The organism is Cellulosilyticum lentocellum DSM 5427, from assembly GCF_000178835.2.
Classification (GTDB): domain Bacteria; phylum Bacillota; class Clostridia; order Lachnospirales; family Cellulosilyticaceae; genus Cellulosilyticum; species Cellulosilyticum lentocellum.
Genome location: NC_015275.1, coordinates 3,661,325 through 3,682,479 on the forward strand (window position 1 = coordinate 3,661,325; position 21,155 = coordinate 3,682,479).

Genomic DNA, 21,155 nt, shown 5'->3' on the forward strand with positions numbered 1-21,155 from the left:
CCTCTCCGACTTCTATTCTGCGATCAAATGAATGAGTTGTCCTTTAAAGTCTCCAAATATACTTTGAATATTAAGCCCTCCATACATTAAAACATCTCCTGCATAAACCTCTTCACTACCCTCTATGCGATAAAATGCCTTTGTATCTAACCCCTTCAAGTAAATTCTTCTACTACGATGATTAGGCCTTGCCATGACTTGAATAAAGGTTACGAGAACTTCCTTCTTATCTTTTGATACAACAGACCAACAATCATACATATGATTTTGACTATAAGAAGCAATGCGATAATAATCACCTTGTCTCACTAAGTCATTATATTTATGATACATAGCTACTTGCTGTGGAATCATGGCTCTATCTTCTTCTGGAATGCGTGTAACATCTAATTCATAACCAAACGTACCTAATAAAGCTACATAGCCTCTTGTTTCAAAAGGTGTTGTTCTACCCACTGTATGATTAGGACAATCACTTACATGAGCACCTATGGCTGATAAGGGATATATAAGGGCTGTTCCTTCTTGAATCTTTAACCGTTCAATAGCATCAGTATCATCAGAGCACCAGATCTGTGGACTATAATAAAGCATACCTGGGTCAAATCTCGCACCACCGCCAGAACAGTTTTCTAAAAGTAGCTCTGGAAATTCATCAATTAATCTTTGTTGGAGTTCATAAACACCTAACACATAACGGTGATAAAGTTCTCCTTGTTGATTAGCCTCTAGATAATAGCTTCCTATATTGGTTAGTGGACGATTCATATCCCATTTAACATAGGTAATATTAGCACTGCTTAATACCTTTCTTAAACATTCATAAACATAATCTCTTACTTCTTTTCTGGATAAATCTAATACATATTGGTTACGACATAAAGTCCCCTCTCTATTTGGCACTGCAATAGCCCAATCTGGATGTGCACGATACAAATCCGAATCTGGTGAAATCATTTCTGGCTCAAACCAAATACCAAAAGCCATACCTAGCTTATTCACTTCATCTACTAGATATTTTAAACCACCTTTAATTTTCTCCTCGTTAACTTGCCAATCACCTAACGCACAATTATCGCTACTTCTAGTGCCAAACCAGCCATCATCCATCACTAGCATTTCTATACCTAATGCTGAAGCTTCTCTAGCAATGGCTAATAATTTATCTGTATCAAAATCAAAATAAGTTGCTTCCCAGTTGTTAATTAAAATCGGACGCTTTTTGTTCTTATATATACCTCTAATCAAATGATTGCGGTACAAGTCATGAAGTGTTCTACTCATCTTCCCTAATCCTTCAGCCGAATAGACCATAACAACTTCTGGTGTAGTAAAACTAGCTTGTTCTTCTAATTGCCAACTAAAATCTGTGGGTTCAATTCCCATGACTGCTCTTACTGTGTCAAACTGATTACATTCTACTTGAGCCATAAAATTACCAGAGTATACAAAATGGAAGCCATATACCTCTCCTCTATCTTCTGTAGCATCTGCTGTTAAAAGCGCCATGAATGGATGATCTTGATGACTAGATTCTCCTCTTATAGAAGAAGTACCTTGTTTACCATATCCTACTCTTCGGCGCTGCATATGACGTTCTCTAGCCCAAGAACCATGTAAGGTAAGTAATTCAAAGTCTTTATTGTCCATATCAAGACAAACGGATAAAGCTTTAGTAAGTGTTATGTTCTCTGTATGCTTATTCGTTATTTTGGTACTTCTTGTAATAACATCTAAGTTTTCAAAGACCGTATAGCTTAATACAACTTCTAATTGTAGAAGCTTATCTCTACAAATGATTTCTAAGGTAGTGCATTCGTTATCTTTTCCAAAAGTTGCTGGTAACCCCTCTAGTGCTTTTTTCCCTTTATAAATAGTGTGATCCACATAAGCTAGACTACAAGCACTGTGACCTTTTGAAGTCTTCACACCTAAACAGCTCTCTCTAAAATCTCCAATGCCATGAGTAGAATATTCCATCGGAAAACAATCTAAGAAACTTCCCCTGTCTCTATTATTCTTACTAGGTACATAAGGGCCTTCATTAGTCCTCAATAAGTAACTTAAATGATAATCCTCTATCCTTTTACCATAATAAATGTGACCTATAAAATCCTCTTCATCAACAATACCTATCATATAAGTTGATTGTGGTGTGTCTAATTTAAATGCTCGTTCACTTTCATAATACTTGATTCCCATACCCCATCTCCTTCAAGTTATATTTTATTATTAGCTTATATTGACTTAAGAAACTAAAAACCCTAGTATGCTTACTAGCTGATTTTCAGGTGCTTGCATCACAGTTAAGGTAATTCTATGTTTCTTGTATTCACCATTCATTAAAATAGGATAAGTTTCAGGATAATTTCCCCACCCTTTATCAAAATAAGTATCTAGTATATTGGTAGGTTCATCATCAATGGTAATCATCACCTTTCCTCTAATATCCTCAATCCCTTTAATATAAAGAAGGAAAATATGACTACCTTCTAATTCACATACTAATTCTGCCTCTTTAGCATCCCTCTGCATTTTGTAGCCATCCCCTATAGTTCTAAACTGCTCATCGCTAGCTTCAAAACCTACCTTCTTAATGAATCCTATTTCCTTACAGGATAAAAGCTGTCCCTTTTCATAAGGGGCCTCATTTAAAGGTGTCTGTGGTATCTCATAATGCTTATCTTCTGATACAGGACTAGTCATAGCTTCCTTTAGTAACTTTGTTACCAATTCTGCAACAATCCCGTGTCCTCTATCATTAGGATGGACTTCGTCTGTCTCAATATCCTTCCAAGTATATGTACCTTTCTTAATTTCTTTAAAGATTTCTTGTCTATAACTTACTGTGGGTATACCATAATATTTAGCAATAGCTGCTTGTTCTTCCTCTGCACTTGTACCATCTTCTAATGTCATAAAAATCTCAACAATTGCTGTATCTTCCAAGGTAGTTAAAATACGTCTTATTAAGCTTTCATAGGAAAGGTTAGTCTTCTCTTTTGGTGGTACATCATTAGCAGCAAATTCGACAAATATCAAATCTGGTTTATGAACTAATAAATCTTTTTCTACACGATGCACACCTATTAAAGAACCCGTAGCACCTACACCAACATTAATTTTATTAATTTTTGTTTCTGGAAACGTTTCTTGAAACCATTTATAAACCCTTTCTACATAGGCATTTTTAGGTAAACTTGGATTGCAGCCTTGTGTAATAGAGCCTCCTAAAAAGCCAACTGTTATCTCTTCTCCATTTAATGCACGTTGCAACACGCGACTCAATTTTTCTGTAGACACACTACCATCTCCCTCATATCATAAGTTTTACAATGTTCCTTAGGCTTATTAGCTTTTTTTACATATGGTATTACTATTTTTATTATGCGTTACTTGTACCACTTAATATCAAACTATTTTAATTAAAAATAGTTTTTTTAAACTTAAATTAATTATATATTATCTTGTTAAAATTACAATCCCTTATCTTAACAGAGATAAAAAATGACATCAAAAAAGCTAAGTTACTATCAAAAAAGACAGTATCTTAGCTTTCTTTTATTTATTATTCTTCTGTAGTGCTATTAGAATTTCCTTCTCCTGCTGTTCCTGAATTATCATGGCTCGGCGTCGGAGTCGCTTCACCTGTTTCCAGCTGTTTAATACGTACATCAATATTAATAGGCTCGCCTACTACTCTTACATCTGCTGGCGGAATAATAGTTAGTGGTAACTGATATTCACCTGTTCCATATCCTGTCAGATCTAAAGAGAATTTAATATCCTCTTTGGTATATCCTAGTAATTTATTAGGTAAAGCACTTAATACTACTTGAATATTCAGTGTTAAAATCTCATAAGTTAAATTCTCACCTAAACCAATTACTGTTAAATCCATTTCATTCGTCTGTATTGGATATTCTAAGCTTTCTTCTTCCATTACTTCTAGGCTCACATTGACTTTATTATCAATCAAGGTCATAACCCCATCAGGCAATTTCATAGCCACTTGAATAAGATCTGTTTTTTCTACTTTACTTAAATCAATAGGTTCTAGTTCTATTTCTTTGATACCTGCTAAAAGTTCAGACTTACCAATGAGTTTTACCTTTTCAGGTGAAACAATTGTGTTAATAAGCACTAAGCCTTCTTTAAGCGTTCCTGTGTAGTTAACCTTAATCGTTACTTCTTTTTCACTACCAATTGGTAATTTTACCTCTGCTGTATCGGTGGATAAGGATAAGGAGGTAATTTCTACACCTTCTGCATCATAAAGCTTAATAGGTAACTGCGCTACTAATTTCTCTTCTGAGAAATCTTTTGCTTCAATGAGTACCTTCGCCTCCGAAACTCTATCAATATCTGATTTAGGTCCTGTAATTGTTACTTTATCAGGCGTAATAACAGGTACACCATCCCCAATTAATGTATAAGTATCTGTTAAGTCCTTAGACATCTCATAAGTAACCTTCTGGAGTTTTTGGTCAATCTTGTCTATTAGTACTTTAGTCACCTGTGGCTTTTTATCTGTAACACTGATTGTATAACTATCTAAATTAATTTTAACTGCATAATTAGCATTATCAGATAACGAGGATTCTGTTAAATTCCCCATATAATCTGCTATATTTAAAGTTGCTGTAATGAGCTTTGGATTTTTAACTAATTTATCAATTTCTAGACGTGGTCCCGTTACAACTACTTTAAAATTCTGATTTCTTATTTCGTCTTCATTTTTGAGTTTATAACCGCTAGATTCTAATTCGTCTAGACCAGTAATAACCACATTCACCCCTGCAATCTCTTGAGGCTGGATAGGATTTTGTGTATTAATAACAAAGAGCCATAGGATAAAGGCAAGTACTAAGGATGTTATTTTCCATGGAAGGTTGTCTGTAAATAATTTATTCATTTTTACTCTTTCCTTTCCATATTACCTTTTTTCTTTCTGATCGTTTCTTCTTTCTAGTAGAAAGAAGAATCTTCTTAATGAGTTCTGCATCTAGTCCTCTTTTTATTTTCCCATTTCTCACACAAGATATAATGCCATTTTCTTCAGACACAACAATAACAAGTGCATCTGTCCCCTCAGAAATACCAATAGCCGCTCTATGTCTTGTGCCTAAATCCTTGCTAATCTCCATACTATCTGAAAGAGGCAAGAAACAAGTAGCTGCAGATACTCTATTATTTTTAATAATAACTGCTCCATCATGTAAGGGCGTATTTTTTTCAAAAATATTAATGAGTAATTGACTAGAAATAAGGCCATCTATCCTGATTCCTGTTCTTTCCACATCACCAAGTCTAGTCTCTTGTTCAAGTACAATTAATGCTCCTGTTTTATATTTAGACATGTGCAGTGAAGCCTTTGCAATTGCTTCAATAGCTTCGTCTGTTAATCCATCCTCAGCCTGATCCGAGGTATTAATTAAGGATTCAAACAATTTTCCTCTACCAATCTGTTCTAAAGCCCTTCTAAGTTCCGGTTGAAATACAACTAAAATAGCAAAAGTACCTACTGTAATGGCATTAGAAACTACCCACCACAATGTATGTAGTTGGAAAAGATATGCCACACTAGCTACAACCAAGACAATCATTACACCCTTAAATAGCGCCCAAGTTCTCGTGTCTTTGATCCATGCTAGCACAATGTAAATAAGATATGCTACAACGAGTATATCAATAATATCTCTCATACCAATATTAGGAAATCCTAGATAGGGTATCTTATCAAGCGCCTCTTTTATTACATCCACCGAACAAAACTCCTTTATGTGTATTTTCTATCCTATTATATCATGTTTTACTGACTACGTGTATTTAATTTTCGACTACTCTACATAATTATTATGAATAATGAATCCTTTTCTAAAATTAAAGAAAGGCACAAGCCTGTTACTAATAATATGCTTGTACCTTCCCCATTATATACCTTTATCTTCATTATAAGATTCCATTATTCTGCTATTAAAATCCTTTGGCCCTTTATTATTAGTATAAACATGTTTTACAGTAGTATGCTTAACTTTTACATTTATTTTAGGGACTACTTTAACATAATAGTAATTATCATCATCTTCAAATTGAACAACTTCCGATCTTTGATAATCAAGGGCCACTGAAAAGAACTGGACAACTACTGCCACTATGCCGCCGATTACAGTCCATAAAATAATACTTCCCATCTTCATCCCAATATCATCAAAAAATAGGATAGCTAATCCAAACCCTAATATATTAACTACCATTCCTACTCCAATTGCAATATAAGGTGCATAATCAATAGATTGCTTTCTAATAATATAAACCACTGAAAAAACAATAAAGAATACAACTACTACTGATAGCATCTTTTCATCCATTAGTAAGGCATTAAAATCAGTCTTACTCACGCTAGTAGCTAAATCAACTATTTCACTTTTGTTAAGGGTTGTCGTTTGAATAACGGCTGTTAATTCAGGAACCACAAACCATACTATAACACCTATAATCATCATTACAATGCAAATATAACCGCCTAACAGCGCTACTATAATAGGTAAAATCAATGGTACATTAATCGCAAAAGCCATTAATGTTACTAAAGTTAACAAACCTTCCTTGGGAAATAGCCTCATAAACGCCAAATAAAGAATAGTAAGTAGTATAAACATCAATATTGCAAATATAGGATTAGCAGGTAAAATAAAAAGTGTGGTTAACAGAATACTCCCTATCAAAATCCACTGTGCTGACACAAAAGTTCCAATAAGCGCTAAAAACATCACAGCTATTACACCGCTTAAGGCCCCTGTATAATTAGTGGCTGTTATTAGCATATGTATGGCACTAAAAATGAGTATAAACTTCATAAAAGGCAAAATGATATACTCATACTTTTTAAATTCACTGATAATATTTTGTCTCATACTTAATAGTGCTTCATTAGATTTCATGCTCTTCCCCCTCGTCACTCTTTTGCTCCTGCTCATAGGTATCTAGCTGTTTTAGTAACTTTCTATAATTCTTAAATCTTTGCTTCGCTGCCTGGTACTCTCTTCCATAAATAGCAGTTGAAATAGAAGTATAAATAATAAGTGCTGTAATCCAAGGTAAGAAGTAGGGTTTAAAATACACGTCTATAAGCTCCCATAGGGATTTGGGGAAAATAACCCCCTCATTTAAGATATTTAACGCACCCATTCCCACAAAAAAAAGTGTTATAATAGTAATTCCTAGTCTTGTTTTAAAGTTATTAATATATATATAATCCTCAATAAAGTAATTTAGCCTAGCTTGATCTTTCTTCATATGATTTTTTTCATATAAAGCTAGTTTTGTCATAAGAATAATCTTCTTTTGGTCAGTCAAATTATCTCATCCCCCTACCTGCACTTATTTATAGCCATCTACTGTATAGTTTCCTGCTGCATTCCAAAAAATCCATTCTTCTAGACCAGCATCATAAGTTCCTTGAATTTGAGCTTTTATTTGCTCTGGACCATAAAGGAGATATGGCTTTAAACTCTTCAGTGTAAAATCCTGTAGCCATGGTCTTATAATGGCTTTTCGCTGACTTCTTTCATTCTCTCTTATTAAGTCCTGTCCCTTTTCCATTGTATTTAATATTATATCATAAGCGTCAAGATGAGGATAGGCAATTCCAAATGTCCCCTCTGCATAGTGTGAAGGATAGACCATTGGACAAATATAATCTAAATACTGGCTCATAGCCGCAAAGTCTTGACCCACAATACTAGCATCCAGCTGGCTTAAAATAACAGCGCCAAATACATCTGCAGATACATACACCCCTTTTTGCTGCAAATGCTGACAAGCATACTTTGTAAATGCAGTAATAATATCTACTTTTGAAGTGGTCTCATCTAATACGACCGTAGTAGGCTTCATAGACTCATGAAAACGGACATAGTCGAACTGTATTTCTTTAAAGCCTAGCTTAACAGCTTCATCACATATCTCTAAAAGATAATCCCAATTTGCTTTATTGTAAGGATCTAACCATGTATCACCTGCACTTGTTTCATAAATCTGGCCTGATAAGCTCTTAATAGCACGTTCTGGCTCTTTCTTAGCCACCACATTATCTTTGAAAGCCACTACTCTAGCTATAGGATAAATGCCTTCCTCGTAGAGCCTTGTCATCATACGACTGACATCCTTCATCGGTGGCTTAGCTAGTACAACACCTTTTTCTATTAACACTTCATTATCTGTTGCAAAAGTCAGATAGCCATTATCATTTTTAACGTCAATAATAAAACTATTAATCCCTGTTTCTCTTGCCATACTAATGTAATTCTCATAATCCATTACCTTACTGGGCGGAATATAAATACCCTTTACTTTTGTAGGTGCTTTATACAAGTCATATTTAACGCCAGTAGTAGGTAGATAAACATCTTTTTGAGGGCCTTTAGCTTCTTGTTCTAAAAAAGGGAAAAAGGTAATAAGGTCTTGCCCAAATTCGTTGTTTATACATATGCCAATAAATACCACACAAATAAGACTACATACAAAAAGTAGTCTTTTTCTCGCCCTTGACTTTTTCTTCTTATAAAAATAATAACTATTAACTGGCCTTAGTTTGTACTTTTTCATTTGTTAGCACCCCTGTACACACTCTTTTTCATTATATCACATCTTTTACTTAAATGCCTTTATTCAATATACCCTAATATACTCTATCATAATTGTTAATTTTTTGAAAAATATGCATTTTATTAAGTATTGCCTGTTATTAATATATTATACAAACCCTCACCCTTTCCCCTCGAATATACAACTATTTACCCACTAACATAAATAAGACTTGCAAATAATCTATTTGCAAGTCCTATTTTCATTTTATTTATTCACTAATTGGTTTCATAGTTGGGAATAATAATACATCTCTAATAGATGCTGAGTTAGTAAGGAGCATCACAAGTCTGTCCACACCAACTCCAAGGCCACCTGTTGGTGGTAAGCCGTATTCTAAAGCTGTTAAGAAGTCTTCATCAATTTCACAAGCTTCATCATCGCCAGCTGCTCTAAGCTCTTCTTGACGTTTGAAACGACCTCTTTGGTCGATTGGATCATTAAGCTCAGAGAATGCATTAGCATGTTCACGCCCAACGATGAAAAGTTCAAATCTTTCTGTGTACTCTGGGTCTAATGGTTTACGTTTAGAAAGAGGAGAAATTTCTACTGGATGTTCTGTTAAGAAGGTTGGCTGAATAAGGTGTTCTTCAACAAATTCCTCAAAGAATAAGTTAAGGATATCACCTTTCATATGATGTTCTTCAAAAGCAACATGTTTTTCTTTAGCAATAGCTCTAGCTTCTTCAAGATCTTTAATTGCTCTAAAGTCTACTCCTGTATATTGTTTAACAGCATCTACCATAGAAATTCTAGCAAATGGTTTGTCAAGGTCGATTGTTACGCCATCATACTCAATAACTGCTGTTCCATTGACTTCTTTGCATACGTGTCTAATCATTTCTTCTGTAATATCCATCATATCATTGTAATCAGCAAAAGCTTGATATAATTCCATAATTGTAAACTCTGGATTATGTCTGATTGACATACCCTCGTTACGGAATACCCTACCGATTTCATAAACGCGATCAAAACCACCTACGATTAAGCGTTTTAACTTAAGTTCTGGTGCAATTCTCATATACATATCAATATCTAAGGCATTGTGGTGTGTCACAAATGGACGTGCAGCTGCTCCACCTGCAATTGAGTGAAGTACAGGTGTTTCCACTTCGATAAAGTCTTTGTTATCTAAGAAGTTTCTCATTGAACGAATGATAGCACTACGTTTTAAGAAAGTATCTTTAACTTCAGGATTCACAATAAGGTCTACGTAACGTTGACGATATCTCATCTCTGTATCTTTAAGACCATGATATTTTTCAGGCAATATTTGTAAACTCTTAGATAAAAGTGTTACAGATTTTGCACGTACAGAAATCTCACCTTTTTGTGTTCTAAAGATATAGCCCTCAATACCTACGATATCACCAATATCATATTTCTTGAAATCTGCATAATCTTCATCGCCTAATTCATCTTTTCTAACATAAGACTGAATACGTCCTTCTTGATCTTGAATGGTAATGAAAGATGCTTTACCCATATCACGTTTAGCCATAATACGACCAGCTACTGATAAATGAGTTTTCTCTGACATCTCATGTTCTTCTAAGGTACTTTCGATGCTTTCAAAGTGTGCTTTAGCACTTTCACTATGTGCTGTTACATCAAACTTAGTAATTTTGAAAGGATCTTTCCCTTTTTCTTGAAGACCTGCAAGTTTGTCATATCTTACTTTAATTAATTCGCTAACGTTTTCTTGTACTTGTTCTTGTACTTGATTTTGATCAGACACTACTGATTCCTCCTCGTTTGTAATGCTTAGTTTGTAATACCTAAAATTTCATATTTATCAACACCCTCAGATGTTTCAACTTCTACAATATCTCCTACTCTACGGTTCATAAGTGCAGCACCTACTGGAGATTCATTTGAAATTCTACCATTGACAGGATCTGCTTCTGTTGAACCTACAATAAGGTAATCTACTTCTTCTTCAAAAGTATGATCATAAAGTCTTACTGTATAACCAGGTTTTACAATCTCTACTGCACCTTCTTCTGCTTCAATAACAACAGCATTTTTAAGCATTGTTTCAAGTTCAACAATTCTTACTTCAATTTCTGCTTGTTCTTCTTTAGCAGCATCATATTCAGCATTTTCAGAAAGGTCGCCTTGTGCTCTTGCTTCTTTTAATTTTTCAGCCACATCATTACGGCGTGTTGTTTTTAAGTTTTCAAGTTCTGCCTCTAACTTTTTAATCCCCTCATATGTGAGTAATACTGATTTGCTTGACATATTTTTACTCCCTTTCTTATACCTCTAATTATTTTATATATTTTAGTAACGCTTATGTCTATCTCTATGTTTTTTACATTTTATAATTTAACAATTATACCTTACACACCTTGTATTGTCAACTTAATCACCTTTGGCTAGCGTAGGTATATGTTCATATTATACTGCCCAATTTATGAGACCACATTCATGCTTATTCATGGCTTTCTAATCGCTTTAAACAAGCTTCTAAAAGCCTTTCTATATCAGCATAAGTTTCTATAGCAGTCAAGGTTCTACGTAGGTCTGCTGCACCATGTACTCCTCTTACATAAGAGGTTAGATGAGACCTCATTTCTCTCATACCTACATACTCACCTTTGTATGCTTCTAATAACTTAGCATGCTTTAAAATAACAGGTACACATTCTTCAAAGGTAGGCTCTGGCAAAAGTTCGCCTGTTTCTAAATAATGAACTGTTCTTTTGAAGATCCAAGGGTTACCTTGAGCTGCTCTAGCAATAAGTACTGCATCACAACCGGTATAATCTAACATGCGTTTAGCATCTTGCGGTGTTCTAATATCACCATTTCCTATAAGTGGAATATGGATATGCTGCTTTACTTCCTTAATAATATCCCAGTCAGCGCTGCCACTATAAAATTGCTCTCTCGTTCTGCCATGAAGAGCAATGGCACTAGCCCCTGCTTCTTCAATAATCTTTGCCACTTCTACTGCATTAACCATTTCATCATTAAAGCCTTTTCTAATCTTAACAGTAAGCGGCTTCGTTAGTGCCTTAGCTACAGCATAAACAATCTCTCCGATAAGCTCCGGATTTTTTAGTAGCGCCGACCCTTCACCATTTTTAGTAATTTTAGGTGCTGGGCACCCCATATTAATATCTATGAAATCCACATCACTTTGTTCCACTTGTTTTGCCATTTCACTTAATATTTTAGGGTCACTACCAAAAAGCTGTGCGCCTATGGGATGTTCTTTTGGATCTATATATAAAAGATCATTGGTTTTACCATTTTCATAAAGTAACCCCTTGGCACTGACCATTTCTGTGGTCATCATTCCCACACCAAATTCTTTACAAATAAGTCTAAAGGGCAAGTCTGTAATGCCTGCCATAGGTGCAAGAAACACATTATTGGGTGTTTCTACTGTACCAAACTTCATTTTTTAATCATCCTATCTATTTTTTTCATATATGAGTGCAAGACCTTTAAGAGTCAGGATACCATCATATTTTTCGATGACACTTGTACCATCTTGAATAATTTTAGCAAGGCCTCCTGTAGCAATTACTTTTAAGTCATCACATTGCATTTCTTCTTTAACCTTTTTAACAATGTATTCAATTTGCCCAATATAACCATAAACCAAACCAGATTGCATACTGGTAGTGGTGTTTTTACAATCTAAGATACCTTTAGTTTTCTTGATTTCCATATGTGGCAGTTGTGCCGCTCTTTGCCAAAGGGCATCAGCACAAATACGAATACCAGGAGTAATAAGTCCTCCTATAAATTCACCTTTTGCATTAACAATATCATAGGTAGTAGAAGTTCCAAAGTCTATTGCCATACAAGGCCCCCCATAAAGTTCATAGGTAGCTACACAATTGACAATACGGTCTGCTCCTACTTCTCTTGGATTATCCGTTCTAACAGCTAGTCCTGTTTTAAGCCCTGGACCTACAATAAGAGGTTTTTGACGTAAATATCTTTTGATGCCATTATTAAAGGAATACATAATATCAGGTACAACTGAGGATATAATGACAGCTGTAATATCTTGGATTTTAATCTCCTTTTGTCTTAACATCTCAACCATCATAATACCATATTCATCTGACGTACGTGGAGTTTGAGTCGTTAATCGAAAGCTGGAAATTAATTCTAGTCCCTTCATAACCCCCATAACAATGTTGGTATTTCCTATGTCTATCGCTAATAACATAAATGTTTTCTCTCCTTGCTACTCAAATTAAAACTCCCTAAGCTTTCAAAAAGGGTGCTGCAAATACCCTTTGCAACACCGCTTTTATCTTATAAATAAGCTTTTACTTTATCTAAAATAACATGACCTAACTGAAGCTTCGACATTTGCTCATAAGCAGTAACCGCTCCGCTACTTTCAATAATGGTAGCAATATTAGTATCCCCTTTAAAGCCAGCGCCATCCTCAGCTATATTGTTAGCCACAATAAAGTCTAGGTGCTTTTTAGTGATTTTTTCCTTTGCATATTCTAGCACATTTTGTGTCTCTGCCGCAAATCCAACTAATACCTGATGGGTTTTCTTCTCACCTAAACTTTGAAGAATGTCTGGATTAGGTACTAATTCTAAGGTTAAATGACTATTATCTTTCTTAATCTTATGCTCACTTATAGCCTTCGATCTATAATCTGCTACAGCCGCTGTTTTGATAACCACATCAGCCCATTCAAAATGCTGATGAACAGCTTCATACATATCTCTAGCACTTTTTACATTAACGCGTTCCACTCCTTCAGGACACTCTAGCTGAGTAACACCAGAAACCAGAATGACTTTGGCACCTCTACTTACTGCATCCTTAGCAATAGCATATCCCATTTTCCCTGAAGAATGATTGGTAATATAACGCATTGGATCAATAGCTTCAATAGTAGGCCCTGCTGTTATTAAAACGTGCTTGTCCTTTAAATCCTGCTCTGCTTCTGACCCAAGATCACTTCTATTTTCTAATAGCTCTGTTACGTAGTCTACTAGTACCTCTGGTGCTGGTAATTTACCTGCACCTAAATCACCACAAGCCAGCCAGCCTTTATCAGGTTCTATAAACAAATAACCTTTTTCTTTTAAATACGCTATATTTTCCTGTACAATAGGATTTTCATACATGGCTGTATTCATAGCTGGGGCAAAAACTACGGGGCATCTAGCAGCCATAACCGTAGTTGAAAGCATATCATCTGCAATACCATGAGCTACTTTACCGATAATATTAGCTGTAGCTGGGGCAATAAGCATTAATTCTGCTTTTTTAGCTAATGCAATATGCTCTACTTCCCATTTATGAGGCCTAGCAAATGTATCCGTTACCACATAATTATTGGTAATCGTTTCAAAGGATAAAGGTGCCACAAATTCACAGGCATTTTGAGTCATGATTGTATTCATTTCATATCCTAGTTTTCTAAGCTTGCTAGCTACATCTAACATTTTATAACAAGCAATACCACCTGTTACACCTAATATAATATGTTTTTTCATATGTCACCTAACCTCTACCTTGCTAAAATACGCTGCGTTTTAAAAACCTTACTTAATACCTTACCTATTGCACTTACTAAAACAGCTGCTACAATGGCTTCTGGTACGCCATTAGTAAGTACAACGCCCATAATCACCTTGAAAACAAATCCAATACCTTGTGCTGTATTACTTGCATAAGGTTCAGCTTGTCCAAAAAATAAATAAATAAAACTCATAACAAATATGGTATTTGTAAGTGAACCCACAATACCTGCTCCTATATAAGCTGACCATTTCGTTTTGTCAAACTTGCTCATGAACTGATAAGTGTAATAAGATGTAATCCCAACTAGTACCCTAGGTACAAGAGCTACCACTAAACTCCATACATTTCCTTTAGTGGTTCCTAAAGTATAAAAAGGTGAAAATACAAACGAAGTAACGCCAGGCTCAATAGTATTCATCACAACAGATAAAATACCAAATACCAATCCTAATATACTTCCTTCTATAGGTCCTAAGAAAATGGCTCCTATGATAACAGGGATATGTAGGATCGTTGCCTTCATAAAGGGTAAGGGTATAAAACCAATATGTGCAAAAGTTAGCACCAGTTCAATGGCTATAAGCACTCCCAAAAACGTTAGACTCCTAGTATTTCTTTTAATATTCATTTTTTCCTCCTTGCTGTCGCTCTTTAATAAGATGCAACGCTTATTTTTAACAGCATACATTATAGCATAATAGTTTATATTAGTATAGGCAATTTACTCCTTAGTCTTCCAAAAGCATTATAACGAATTCCTTAAAAGCTTCCCCATATTTTTCCACTATAGTACTAATAATCTCTTCTTTACTTTTATTTTCACTTTGAAGTACTACCACATCTCTTACAATAGCGCCATTAGGTGTATGATAAACCACATACCACATCTTAACAGCCTTTAAAAGTTCTACCTCATCTTGTTGGAACTTCTTAATTCTAAGTTCTGCTCCAATCTCATCATAAAAACTTAAGTCCTCATAACGTTGTTCCATAAACACTTCGCCATCTTCATAAAAGCCTAGGGAAATAATAGCATTTGTTTTTTCTGCAATAACACCTAGTTTAGCTCGTAATGTTTCCTTAATATCCTTTGGTAAATCTTCATATAAATCGTTGATATAGTACTTTTGTACATAAGGTGATACTGATATTAAAACATGTTTTTCCATAGTTCATTCCTTTTCCTCTCTAAATATAACCATATAATCCTCTTACTGAAACTTCACCTGAGTGTATTAATTTTTCTTCACCAGTTTCAGTTTTAACGATTAAATTACCATCTATGGTAATCTCCTTCGCCTCTGCTGTAAAACTCTCATTTCCGCTTATTATTTTCACCGTCTTGCCAAGTGTTATACAATGAGCTTCATACCGGCTTAAAATAGCTGTTAAATGAGGATCCACTTTATAATGCTTATAATCTTTTTCAAAGCGTTCTAAAAATGCTTTAATAAGACTTGCTCGTTCATAATCCTGCTTTCCCTCTAATGCTAAAGAAGTAGCAAATGGCAGTTCTTCAGGAAATGCTTTGTGATTCACATTAACCCCTATTCCTAATACAATATAGTTGATACGTTCCATTTCAGCACTCATCTCTGTTAAAATGCCACATACCTTTTTCCCATTTACTACAATATCATTTGGCCACTTAATAGTAGCATCTAAACCTGTAACCTCTCTGATAGCTTCGCACATACAAAGTCCTGCTACTAAGGTTAATTGACTTGCATATTGAGGTAAAATCTCTGGTTTTAAAATAAGGCTCATCCATATCCCTGTACCTGCTGGAGAGTTCCAATTTCTTCCTAAACGCCCCTTCCCCGCAGATTGTTGATCAGCAATCACCAAAGTCCCTTCACTTGCCCCTTCTCTTGCTAAAGCTTTCGCCTTTTCATTGGTAGAATCAACTACCTCATAATACTTAATCACTTGTCCTAAAGTATAGCCGCAAAGCATAGGTGCTAACTCTGCTGGTGTAATCACATTTGGTTTTTCTACTAATTTATATCCTTTTTTAGTACTTGATTCTATAATATAGCCTTCTCCCTGAAGCTTTTTAATAGCTTTCCATACAGCTGCTCTCGTTACACCTAGACTTTGACTCATTTCTTCTCCTGATATATATGCTTCTTGCTTTTTTAATAAGGCAAGTACTTTATCTTTCATTATTACTCCTCCATCCCTTGGAACCTCACATATGATATATTTATATAACACTTTAAGTCATATGGCAATAGGATAAGTATGTTAGTTCTCCCTTAGTGAGCAAAAGGCTGCTACACCTAAAGTGTAACAGCCCCATTACTTTTTATAAATTATTTTCAGTTTCATCTGCTTTAGCTAAGCTTACTGATTCTGTATTTTCTTTTTGCTGCATAGCTTGCTTATCAGCTTCTAGTTCTTCTTCTGTTTCGAAGAAATTGATATCATCTACTTTATCAATATCAACACTTTCGCCTCTCATAAGCTTTCTAAACTCTCTACCAGTGATTTTTTCTTTCTTAATCAGCACTTCAGATGCACTATGAAGTACTTCCATATTTTCTTTTAATAAAGCAACAGCTTTGTCATGACACTCACGAACGATTTCACTAATTTGTTTATCGATCTCTGTTGCTAAAGCATCACTGTAATTACGTTGATGATTATAGTCTCTACCTAAGAATGGCTCTTCTTGTTCATCTCCAAATTTAATTGGCCCTAAAGAACTCATACCATATTTAGTAACCATATCTCTTGCAATATTAGTTGCTCTTTCGATATCGTTAGAAGCACCTGTTGTAATATCACCAATAACGATTTCTTCTGCTGCACGACCACCAAGTAAGCTAATAATTTCTTGAAGCATTCTTGTTTTAGTCATATGTCTATGATCTTCTTTTGGTACTGGCATTGTATAACCTGCAGCGAAGCCTGTTGGGATAATAGAAACACTGTGTACTTGCTCAATTTTATCTAAAATTTCATGTAAGATAGCATGCCCAATCTCATGGTAAGCAGTGATACGTTTATCTTCATCAGTAATAACGTAGCTTTTCTTTTCTGTACCAATACCGATTTTAACGAAAGCTTTTTGAACCTCTTCCATATCAATAGCACGTTTATTGTGACGTGCAGTAAGTAAGGCTGCTTCATTCATTAAGTTCGCAAGATCTGCTCCTGTAAAGCCTGAAGTAATCTTAGCGATCGTTTCAATATCAACATCTTCATTTAATGGTTTACCTTTTGCATGGATTTTAATAATATCCTTACGTCCTTTAACATCAGGTCTACCTACTACAATTTGTCTGTCAAAACGACCTGGTCTAAGAAGAGCTGGGTCAAGAATGTCTGCACGGTTTGTAGCAGCCATTACAATAACACCTTCATTAGCACCGAACCCATCCATTTCAACAAGTAATTGATTAAGTGTTTGTTCTCTTTCATCATGTCCGCCGCCAAGACCAGCGCCACGCTTACGTCCTACAGCATCAATTTCATCAATAAATACGATACAAGGTGCATTCTTCTTTGCTTGTTCGAAAAGGTCACGTACACGAGAAGCACCTACACCTACGAACATTTCAACGAAGTCTGAACCTGAAATACTAAAGAATGGTACGCCAGCTTCACCAGCTACTGCTTTAGCAAGTAAGGTTTTACCTGTTCCTGGAGGTCCTACTAAAAGGACACCTTTAGGAATCTTAGCACCTACTTGGATATAGCGATTTTGATTTTTAAGGAAGTCAACAATTTCTGCAACCTCTTCTTTTTCTTCTTCAAGACCTGCTACATTTTTAAAGGTAATATTTCCTTTTTCGTCGATGGTCATCTTGGCTTTGCTCTTACCAAAGTTCATGATACGGCCACCGCCGCCTCCACCACCTTGCATTTGTTGTACAAAGAAAATCATAATGAATATAAACATACCGATAATCAGTACAATCTGCATGATTGGGAAGAATAAGCTTGTTTGTGGTTCACTACTTGTAAACTTAAATGAGCTTCTAAGCTCCGGAGATAAGTTATAAATATAGTTACTAAATGCTTCTTGAGCAACACTAATGGTTGATTTATTACCGTCTTTATCTGTAACGATAAATTTACCATCATCACCACTTGAGATAATTTGCTCTATAGATTTGATTTCTTTATTTTCTATTGCTGTCATTACATCAAGCGCACTCATTTTAGGAGATGTATCACTTAAATCTCTACTAGTGCCATAGAATACAAATAAAGTCAGAACAACAACTAAAATAAGGTACACATAAGTTCCTTTGAATTTCTTTTTCATAATTAAATCCTCCTTTCTGACTCTTGGGGTTACCCTTTATTTACTGCAATATAAGGTAGATTTCTATAATATTGCTTATAATCTAAACCATAGCCAATCACAAATTCATTGCCTACCTTGAAGCCTTCATACTCTACTTCAACGTCTGTTACACGTTCTTCTTCTTTATTAAGTAAGGTACAAAGCTTAATACTTGCAGGCTTTCTTTCTCCTAACATTTTTCTCACATAAGCTAGCGTTCTACCTGAATCAATAATATCTTCTACTATAAGTACATGTTTATCCGTAATTGGCTCATCTAAATCCTTAACGATTTTTACAATACCACTACTTTTATACTCATCACCATAGCTAGATACTACCATAAACTCCATTTTGAGTGGTACTGTAATATGTTTAACAAGGTCAGTCATAAACATGACCCCACCTTTTAAGATACACAAAACAATAATCTCTTTCCCCTCATAATCATGACTGATTTCAGCTCCTAACTCAGCGATGCGAGCTTGCAATCTTTCTTCTGATATGAGCGTTTCTAAATTAAGCATGCCTTTACCTCTCATTCATCATTTGTATTTCTAAGACTTTAGTGGTTTCTTGGGTAACATAATAGTCCGTATTTAAACGGCTCCCTATAACCCATATAATTTCATCTCCATCTGCAATAAGAGGTAAACTATCTCTTACATCCTTAGAGATTTTTTCATCGATAAAAAGTTTTTTTAGCTTTTTCGTCCCAGCGCCTAAGGAAATATAATCTTCAGGCTGTCTTGTACGAATTTGCAATCCATTTTTTATTCTACCATAATCAATATATTTAGTATATAAGTTTTCACTTTTTTGATGAATTGCCTCTTTAGAAACAAGTTTTAAGCTAAGGACTAAGCCTGCTTCTTTAATCTCTTGTGTACCTAGACTTAACGGTATAGCGTAAGACAATGAACTTAGCTTTTCCTTAGTAAGAATAAGCTGATCATAGATTTTACGTAAAGTAACTTGCTTGGGCAAGTGAATTTCTTTTCCACTTTGTCCTTCCATTAAAGCTAAGGCGCTTTCTAAGTGCTTAGAACTAAAATCCTTTAAACTGCCTGTAAGCTTTTCTATTGCCATAAAAAAAAGCCTTTTTTGCATATACGGATGATAGCTTTTAAGTAATTTTTCATCTAGCACAATAGCTGTTTCCTGCTGACTGGCCACTAACTCAAATAAACTTTTTGTATAACCTTCTAAAAAATCTTCTTCCTCTCTATAGAGCTGACTATGTTCACCTAATACTTTTATAAAAGAAGGATTAATCGCACTTTCTATATAAGGTGTACATTCTAACCGAATCTTATTACGGGTATAAATGGGCATAAAATTGGTTTCATCATGTCTGAAAGGCACCTGATGTACCTTGCAGTAGGATTCTATCTCCTTCCGTGTCACATCTAATAAAGGCCTAATGATTTGCCCTCTTTTAGGTAAAATACCACCCAGTCCTTTAATATCTGTTCCTCTAAAAAATCTCATCATCATCGTTTCAGCTTGATCATTCATGTTATGAGCTGTTACTATTTTAGCACCCGGATTTAATAAAGATATAAAGAAATTGTATCTTTCTTCTCTTCCAATCTCTTCCTCTGAGCATTTTTTTTGCTTTGCTAGCGCTTTAATATTGCAATTATGTCTATAAAAAGGAATATGATAGGCCCTACAAGTTTCTTCTACCAGGGCCGCATCTAAATCCGCACTCTCTCTAATACCATGATGGATATGAGCCACTTTTAAACTTACCTGATATACTTCCTTATAAGTGTAGAAATAGTGAAGGAGCATCATAGAGTCCATGCCTCCTGATACACCTAAAATAAGCTCGTTTCCTTGTTCGATTAACTGATTTTTCTCGATGAACCTTTTTATCTTTTTATGAATTTGCTCCGCCATCCTACGCTCCTTATATAGTATAGCCATATTTTAGGTTTTGATAAATTTTCACATTCAAATCAATGAATCTTATCTATCTTACTCACGCTATCTCATATTTATTCTACTATAAATCAAAAACAGCTTACTTTTCAATAGTTTAAAGGCTAGGAATATATTTTAAAAAGTAAAAACATTACACATATGAAACAAAAAGAAATGGATAGATAGAGAAAGGCATCAATCATCTTAGCTCTCTTTTGCCGTTTTAAGGCTAGCTCATGTTTCCTGGCTGCTTCTAATTTTAGATTTTCTAGATAGGGGTCATAGGGTGTTTCTATTTTTTTAGAGGTTTGGTTAAATGAAATAGGCGATTTCTTAAGCTGGTTTTCAACTAAATGCTCTGCATATTGAAATAAATTATTAGGAATCGGAGTGGTTTTACTTTCTTTTAAAACAAAAACAGCTTTTTCAAACCAATCACTTTGCTGTCCATCTATGGTAATTTGCTTTTTCATTATTCATCTCCTTAAGTGCTATTCTTATCTTAGAAAATAGCCAAGTTCACAGCAAATTATTCAGATTTTTAAGACTTTTACACCTTTATTCTTGAAAAATGCTCTTGGTTAAATTAATTTTGAAATTTTTTAGGGAATGATTACTTTTACCACATATAATAGAGTGTAAAGACAAAACAAATAACTTCCCACGGCATAATCACCACAGCTTCAATCTGAGGAACTGACCGGGTCAGCCAAGTCTCAATCTATTGTTATAGGTACCTCTGGACTTAAGGAAAATGTT

Annotated in this window: 19 protein-coding genes; all 19 read right to left on the bottom strand. The window is 34.9% G+C overall.

All coding sequences use genetic code 11. The features are described from left to right. Window positions 1-12: 12 nt before the first annotated feature. The gene (locus CLOLE_RS16900) at window positions 13-2,202 is read right to left on the bottom strand and encodes an alpha-galactosidase (RefSeq protein WP_013658334.1); all 2,190 of its coding nucleotides are present in this window, start codon (window positions 2,200-2,202) and stop codon (window positions 13-15) included. 45 nt (window positions 2,203-2,247) lie between these two features. Continuing rightward, window positions 2,248-3,303, bottom strand: a complete 1,056-nt coding sequence (locus CLOLE_RS16905; protein WP_013658335.1) for an SGNH/GDSL hydrolase family protein — start codon at window positions 3,301-3,303, stop codon at window positions 2,248-2,250. 265 nt (window positions 3,304-3,568) lie between these two features. Then, window positions 3,569-4,915, bottom strand: coding sequence for a CdaR family protein (locus tag CLOLE_RS16910; RefSeq protein WP_013658336.1), 1,347 nt, complete (start codon window positions 4,913-4,915; stop codon window positions 3,569-3,571). Further along, window positions 4,908-5,765 carry a diadenylate cyclase CdaA gene (gene cdaA / locus CLOLE_RS16915; RefSeq protein WP_013658337.1) on the bottom strand — a complete coding sequence of 286 codons (858 nt, stop codon included), beginning with the start codon at window positions 5,763-5,765 and terminating at the stop codon, window positions 4,908-4,910. Before cdaA ends, CLOLE_RS16910 begins: the two co-directional genes overlap by 8 nt. 168 nt (window positions 5,766-5,933) lie before the next feature. Then, entirely contained in the window at window positions 5,934-6,944 is a 1,011-nt protein-coding gene (locus CLOLE_RS22060) for a hypothetical protein (protein ID WP_013658338.1), read from the bottom strand. Next, a complete protein-coding gene (locus tag CLOLE_RS16925) occupies window positions 6,934-7,332 on the bottom strand; it encodes a hypothetical protein (protein WP_127067664.1) in 399 nt (132 codons plus the stop codon). The genes CLOLE_RS22060 and CLOLE_RS16925 overlap by 11 nt, the downstream gene beginning before the upstream one ends. 51 nt (window positions 7,333-7,383) lie before the next feature. Further along, entirely contained in the window at window positions 7,384-8,610 is a 1,227-nt protein-coding gene (locus tag CLOLE_RS16930) for a putative glycoside hydrolase (protein WP_013658340.1), read from the bottom strand. Between the two features lie 250 nt (window positions 8,611-8,860). Next, window positions 8,861-10,390 (bottom strand): lysine--tRNA ligase, encoded by a 1,530-nt coding sequence (lysS, locus tag CLOLE_RS16935; protein ID WP_013658341.1) that lies wholly within the window; start codon window positions 10,388-10,390, stop codon window positions 8,861-8,863. 26 nt (window positions 10,391-10,416) lie between these two features. Then, a complete protein-coding gene (gene greA / locus CLOLE_RS16940) occupies window positions 10,417-10,893 on the bottom strand; it encodes a transcription elongation factor GreA (protein ID WP_013658342.1) in 477 nt (158 codons plus the stop codon). A gap of 193 nt (window positions 10,894-11,086) precedes the next feature. Further along, a complete protein-coding gene (dusB, locus tag CLOLE_RS16945) occupies window positions 11,087-12,061 on the bottom strand; it encodes a tRNA dihydrouridine synthase DusB (RefSeq protein ID WP_013658343.1) in 975 nt (324 codons plus the stop codon). 12 nt (window positions 12,062-12,073) lie between these two features. Beyond that, a complete protein-coding gene (locus CLOLE_RS16950) occupies window positions 12,074-12,844 on the bottom strand; it encodes a type III pantothenate kinase (RefSeq protein WP_013658344.1) in 771 nt (256 codons plus the stop codon). Between the two features lie 89 nt (window positions 12,845-12,933). Then, window positions 12,934-14,142, bottom strand: a complete 1,209-nt coding sequence (gene coaBC, locus CLOLE_RS16955; protein WP_013658345.1) for a bifunctional phosphopantothenoylcysteine decarboxylase/phosphopantothenate--cysteine ligase CoaBC — start codon at window positions 14,140-14,142, stop codon at window positions 12,934-12,936. Window positions 14,143-14,156: 14 nt separating this feature from the next. Further along, complete coding sequence (locus CLOLE_RS16960; RefSeq protein ID WP_013658346.1) at window positions 14,157-14,798, bottom strand: ECF transporter S component; 642 nt, start codon at window positions 14,796-14,798, stop codon at window positions 14,157-14,159. A gap of 100 nt (window positions 14,799-14,898) precedes the next feature. Beyond that, window positions 14,899-15,339: a DUF6145 family protein gene (locus tag CLOLE_RS16965; protein ID WP_013658347.1), complete on the bottom strand. Its 441-nt coding sequence runs from the start codon at window positions 15,337-15,339 to the stop codon at window positions 14,899-14,901. 19 nt (window positions 15,340-15,358) lie between these two features. Continuing rightward, entirely contained in the window at window positions 15,359-16,336 is a 978-nt protein-coding gene (locus CLOLE_RS16970; protein WP_013658348.1) for a biotin--[acetyl-CoA-carboxylase] ligase, read from the bottom strand. 142 nt (window positions 16,337-16,478) lie between these two features. Beyond that, window positions 16,479-18,446 (bottom strand): ATP-dependent zinc metalloprotease FtsH, encoded by a 1,968-nt coding sequence (gene ftsH, locus CLOLE_RS16975; protein WP_013658349.1) that lies wholly within the window; start codon window positions 18,444-18,446, stop codon window positions 16,479-16,481. Window positions 18,447-18,475: 29 nt separating this feature from the next. Beyond that, a complete protein-coding gene (gene hpt / locus CLOLE_RS16980; protein WP_013658350.1) occupies window positions 18,476-18,994 on the bottom strand; it encodes a hypoxanthine phosphoribosyltransferase in 519 nt (172 codons plus the stop codon). 4 nt (window positions 18,995-18,998) lie between these two features. After that, window positions 18,999-20,372 carry a tRNA lysidine(34) synthetase TilS gene (gene tilS / locus CLOLE_RS16985; RefSeq protein ID WP_013658351.1) on the bottom strand — a complete coding sequence of 458 codons (1,374 nt, stop codon included), beginning with the start codon at window positions 20,370-20,372 and terminating at the stop codon, window positions 18,999-19,001. A gap of 146 nt (window positions 20,373-20,518) precedes the next feature. Next, window positions 20,519-20,869, bottom strand: coding sequence for a hypothetical protein (locus CLOLE_RS16990; RefSeq protein ID WP_013658352.1), 351 nt, complete (start codon window positions 20,867-20,869; stop codon window positions 20,519-20,521). Between the last annotated feature and the right edge of the window lie 286 nt (window positions 20,870-21,155).

Coding starts and splice junctions, on each gene's coding strand:
- CLOLE_RS16900 (WP_013658334.1), bottom strand. CDS start 2,202: ATGGGAATCAAGTATTATGAAAGTGAACGAGCATTTAAATTAGACACA.
- CLOLE_RS16910 (WP_013658336.1), bottom strand. CDS start 4,915: ATGAATAAATTATTTACAGACAACCTTCCATGGAAAATAACATCCTTA.
- CLOLE_RS22060 (WP_013658338.1), bottom strand. CDS start 6,944: ATGAAATCTAATGAAGCACTATTAAGTATGAGACAAAATATTATCAGT.
- CLOLE_RS16925 (WP_127067664.1), bottom strand. CDS start 7,332: ATGACAAAACTAGCTTTATATGAAAAAAATCATATGAAGAAAGATCAA.
- CLOLE_RS16930 (WP_013658340.1), bottom strand. CDS start 8,610: ATGAAAAAGTACAAACTAAGGCCAGTTAATAGTTATTATTTTTATAAG.
- greA (WP_013658342.1), bottom strand. CDS start 10,893: ATGTCAAGCAAATCAGTATTACTCACATATGAGGGGATTAAAAAGTTA.
- dusB (WP_013658343.1), bottom strand. CDS start 12,061: ATGAAGTTTGGTACAGTAGAAACACCCAATAATGTGTTTCTTGCACCT.
- CLOLE_RS16950 (WP_013658344.1), bottom strand. CDS start 12,844: ATGTTATTAGCGATAGACATAGGAAATACCAACATTGTTATGGGGGTT.
- coaBC (WP_013658345.1), bottom strand. CDS start 14,142: ATGAAAAAACATATTATATTAGGTGTAACAGGTGGTATTGCTTGTTAT.
- CLOLE_RS16960 (WP_013658346.1), bottom strand. CDS start 14,798: ATGAATATTAAAAGAAATACTAGGAGTCTAACGTTTTTGGGAGTGCTT.
- CLOLE_RS16965 (WP_013658347.1), bottom strand. CDS start 15,339: ATGGAAAAACATGTTTTAATATCAGTATCACCTTATGTACAAAAGTAC.
- CLOLE_RS16970 (WP_013658348.1), bottom strand. CDS start 16,336: ATGAAAGATAAAGTACTTGCCTTATTAAAAAAGCAAGAAGCATATATA.
- ftsH (WP_013658349.1), bottom strand. CDS start 18,446: ATGAAAAAGAAATTCAAAGGAACTTATGTGTACCTTATTTTAGTTGTT.
- hpt (WP_013658350.1), bottom strand. CDS start 18,994: ATGCTTAATTTAGAAACGCTCATATCAGAAGAAAGATTGCAAGCTCGC.
- tilS (WP_013658351.1), bottom strand. CDS start 20,372: ATGGCGGAGCAAATTCATAAAAAGATAAAAAGGTTCATCGAGAAAAAT.
- CLOLE_RS16990 (WP_013658352.1), bottom strand. CDS start 20,869: ATGAAAAAGCAAATTACCATAGATGGACAGCAAAGTGATTGGTTTGAA.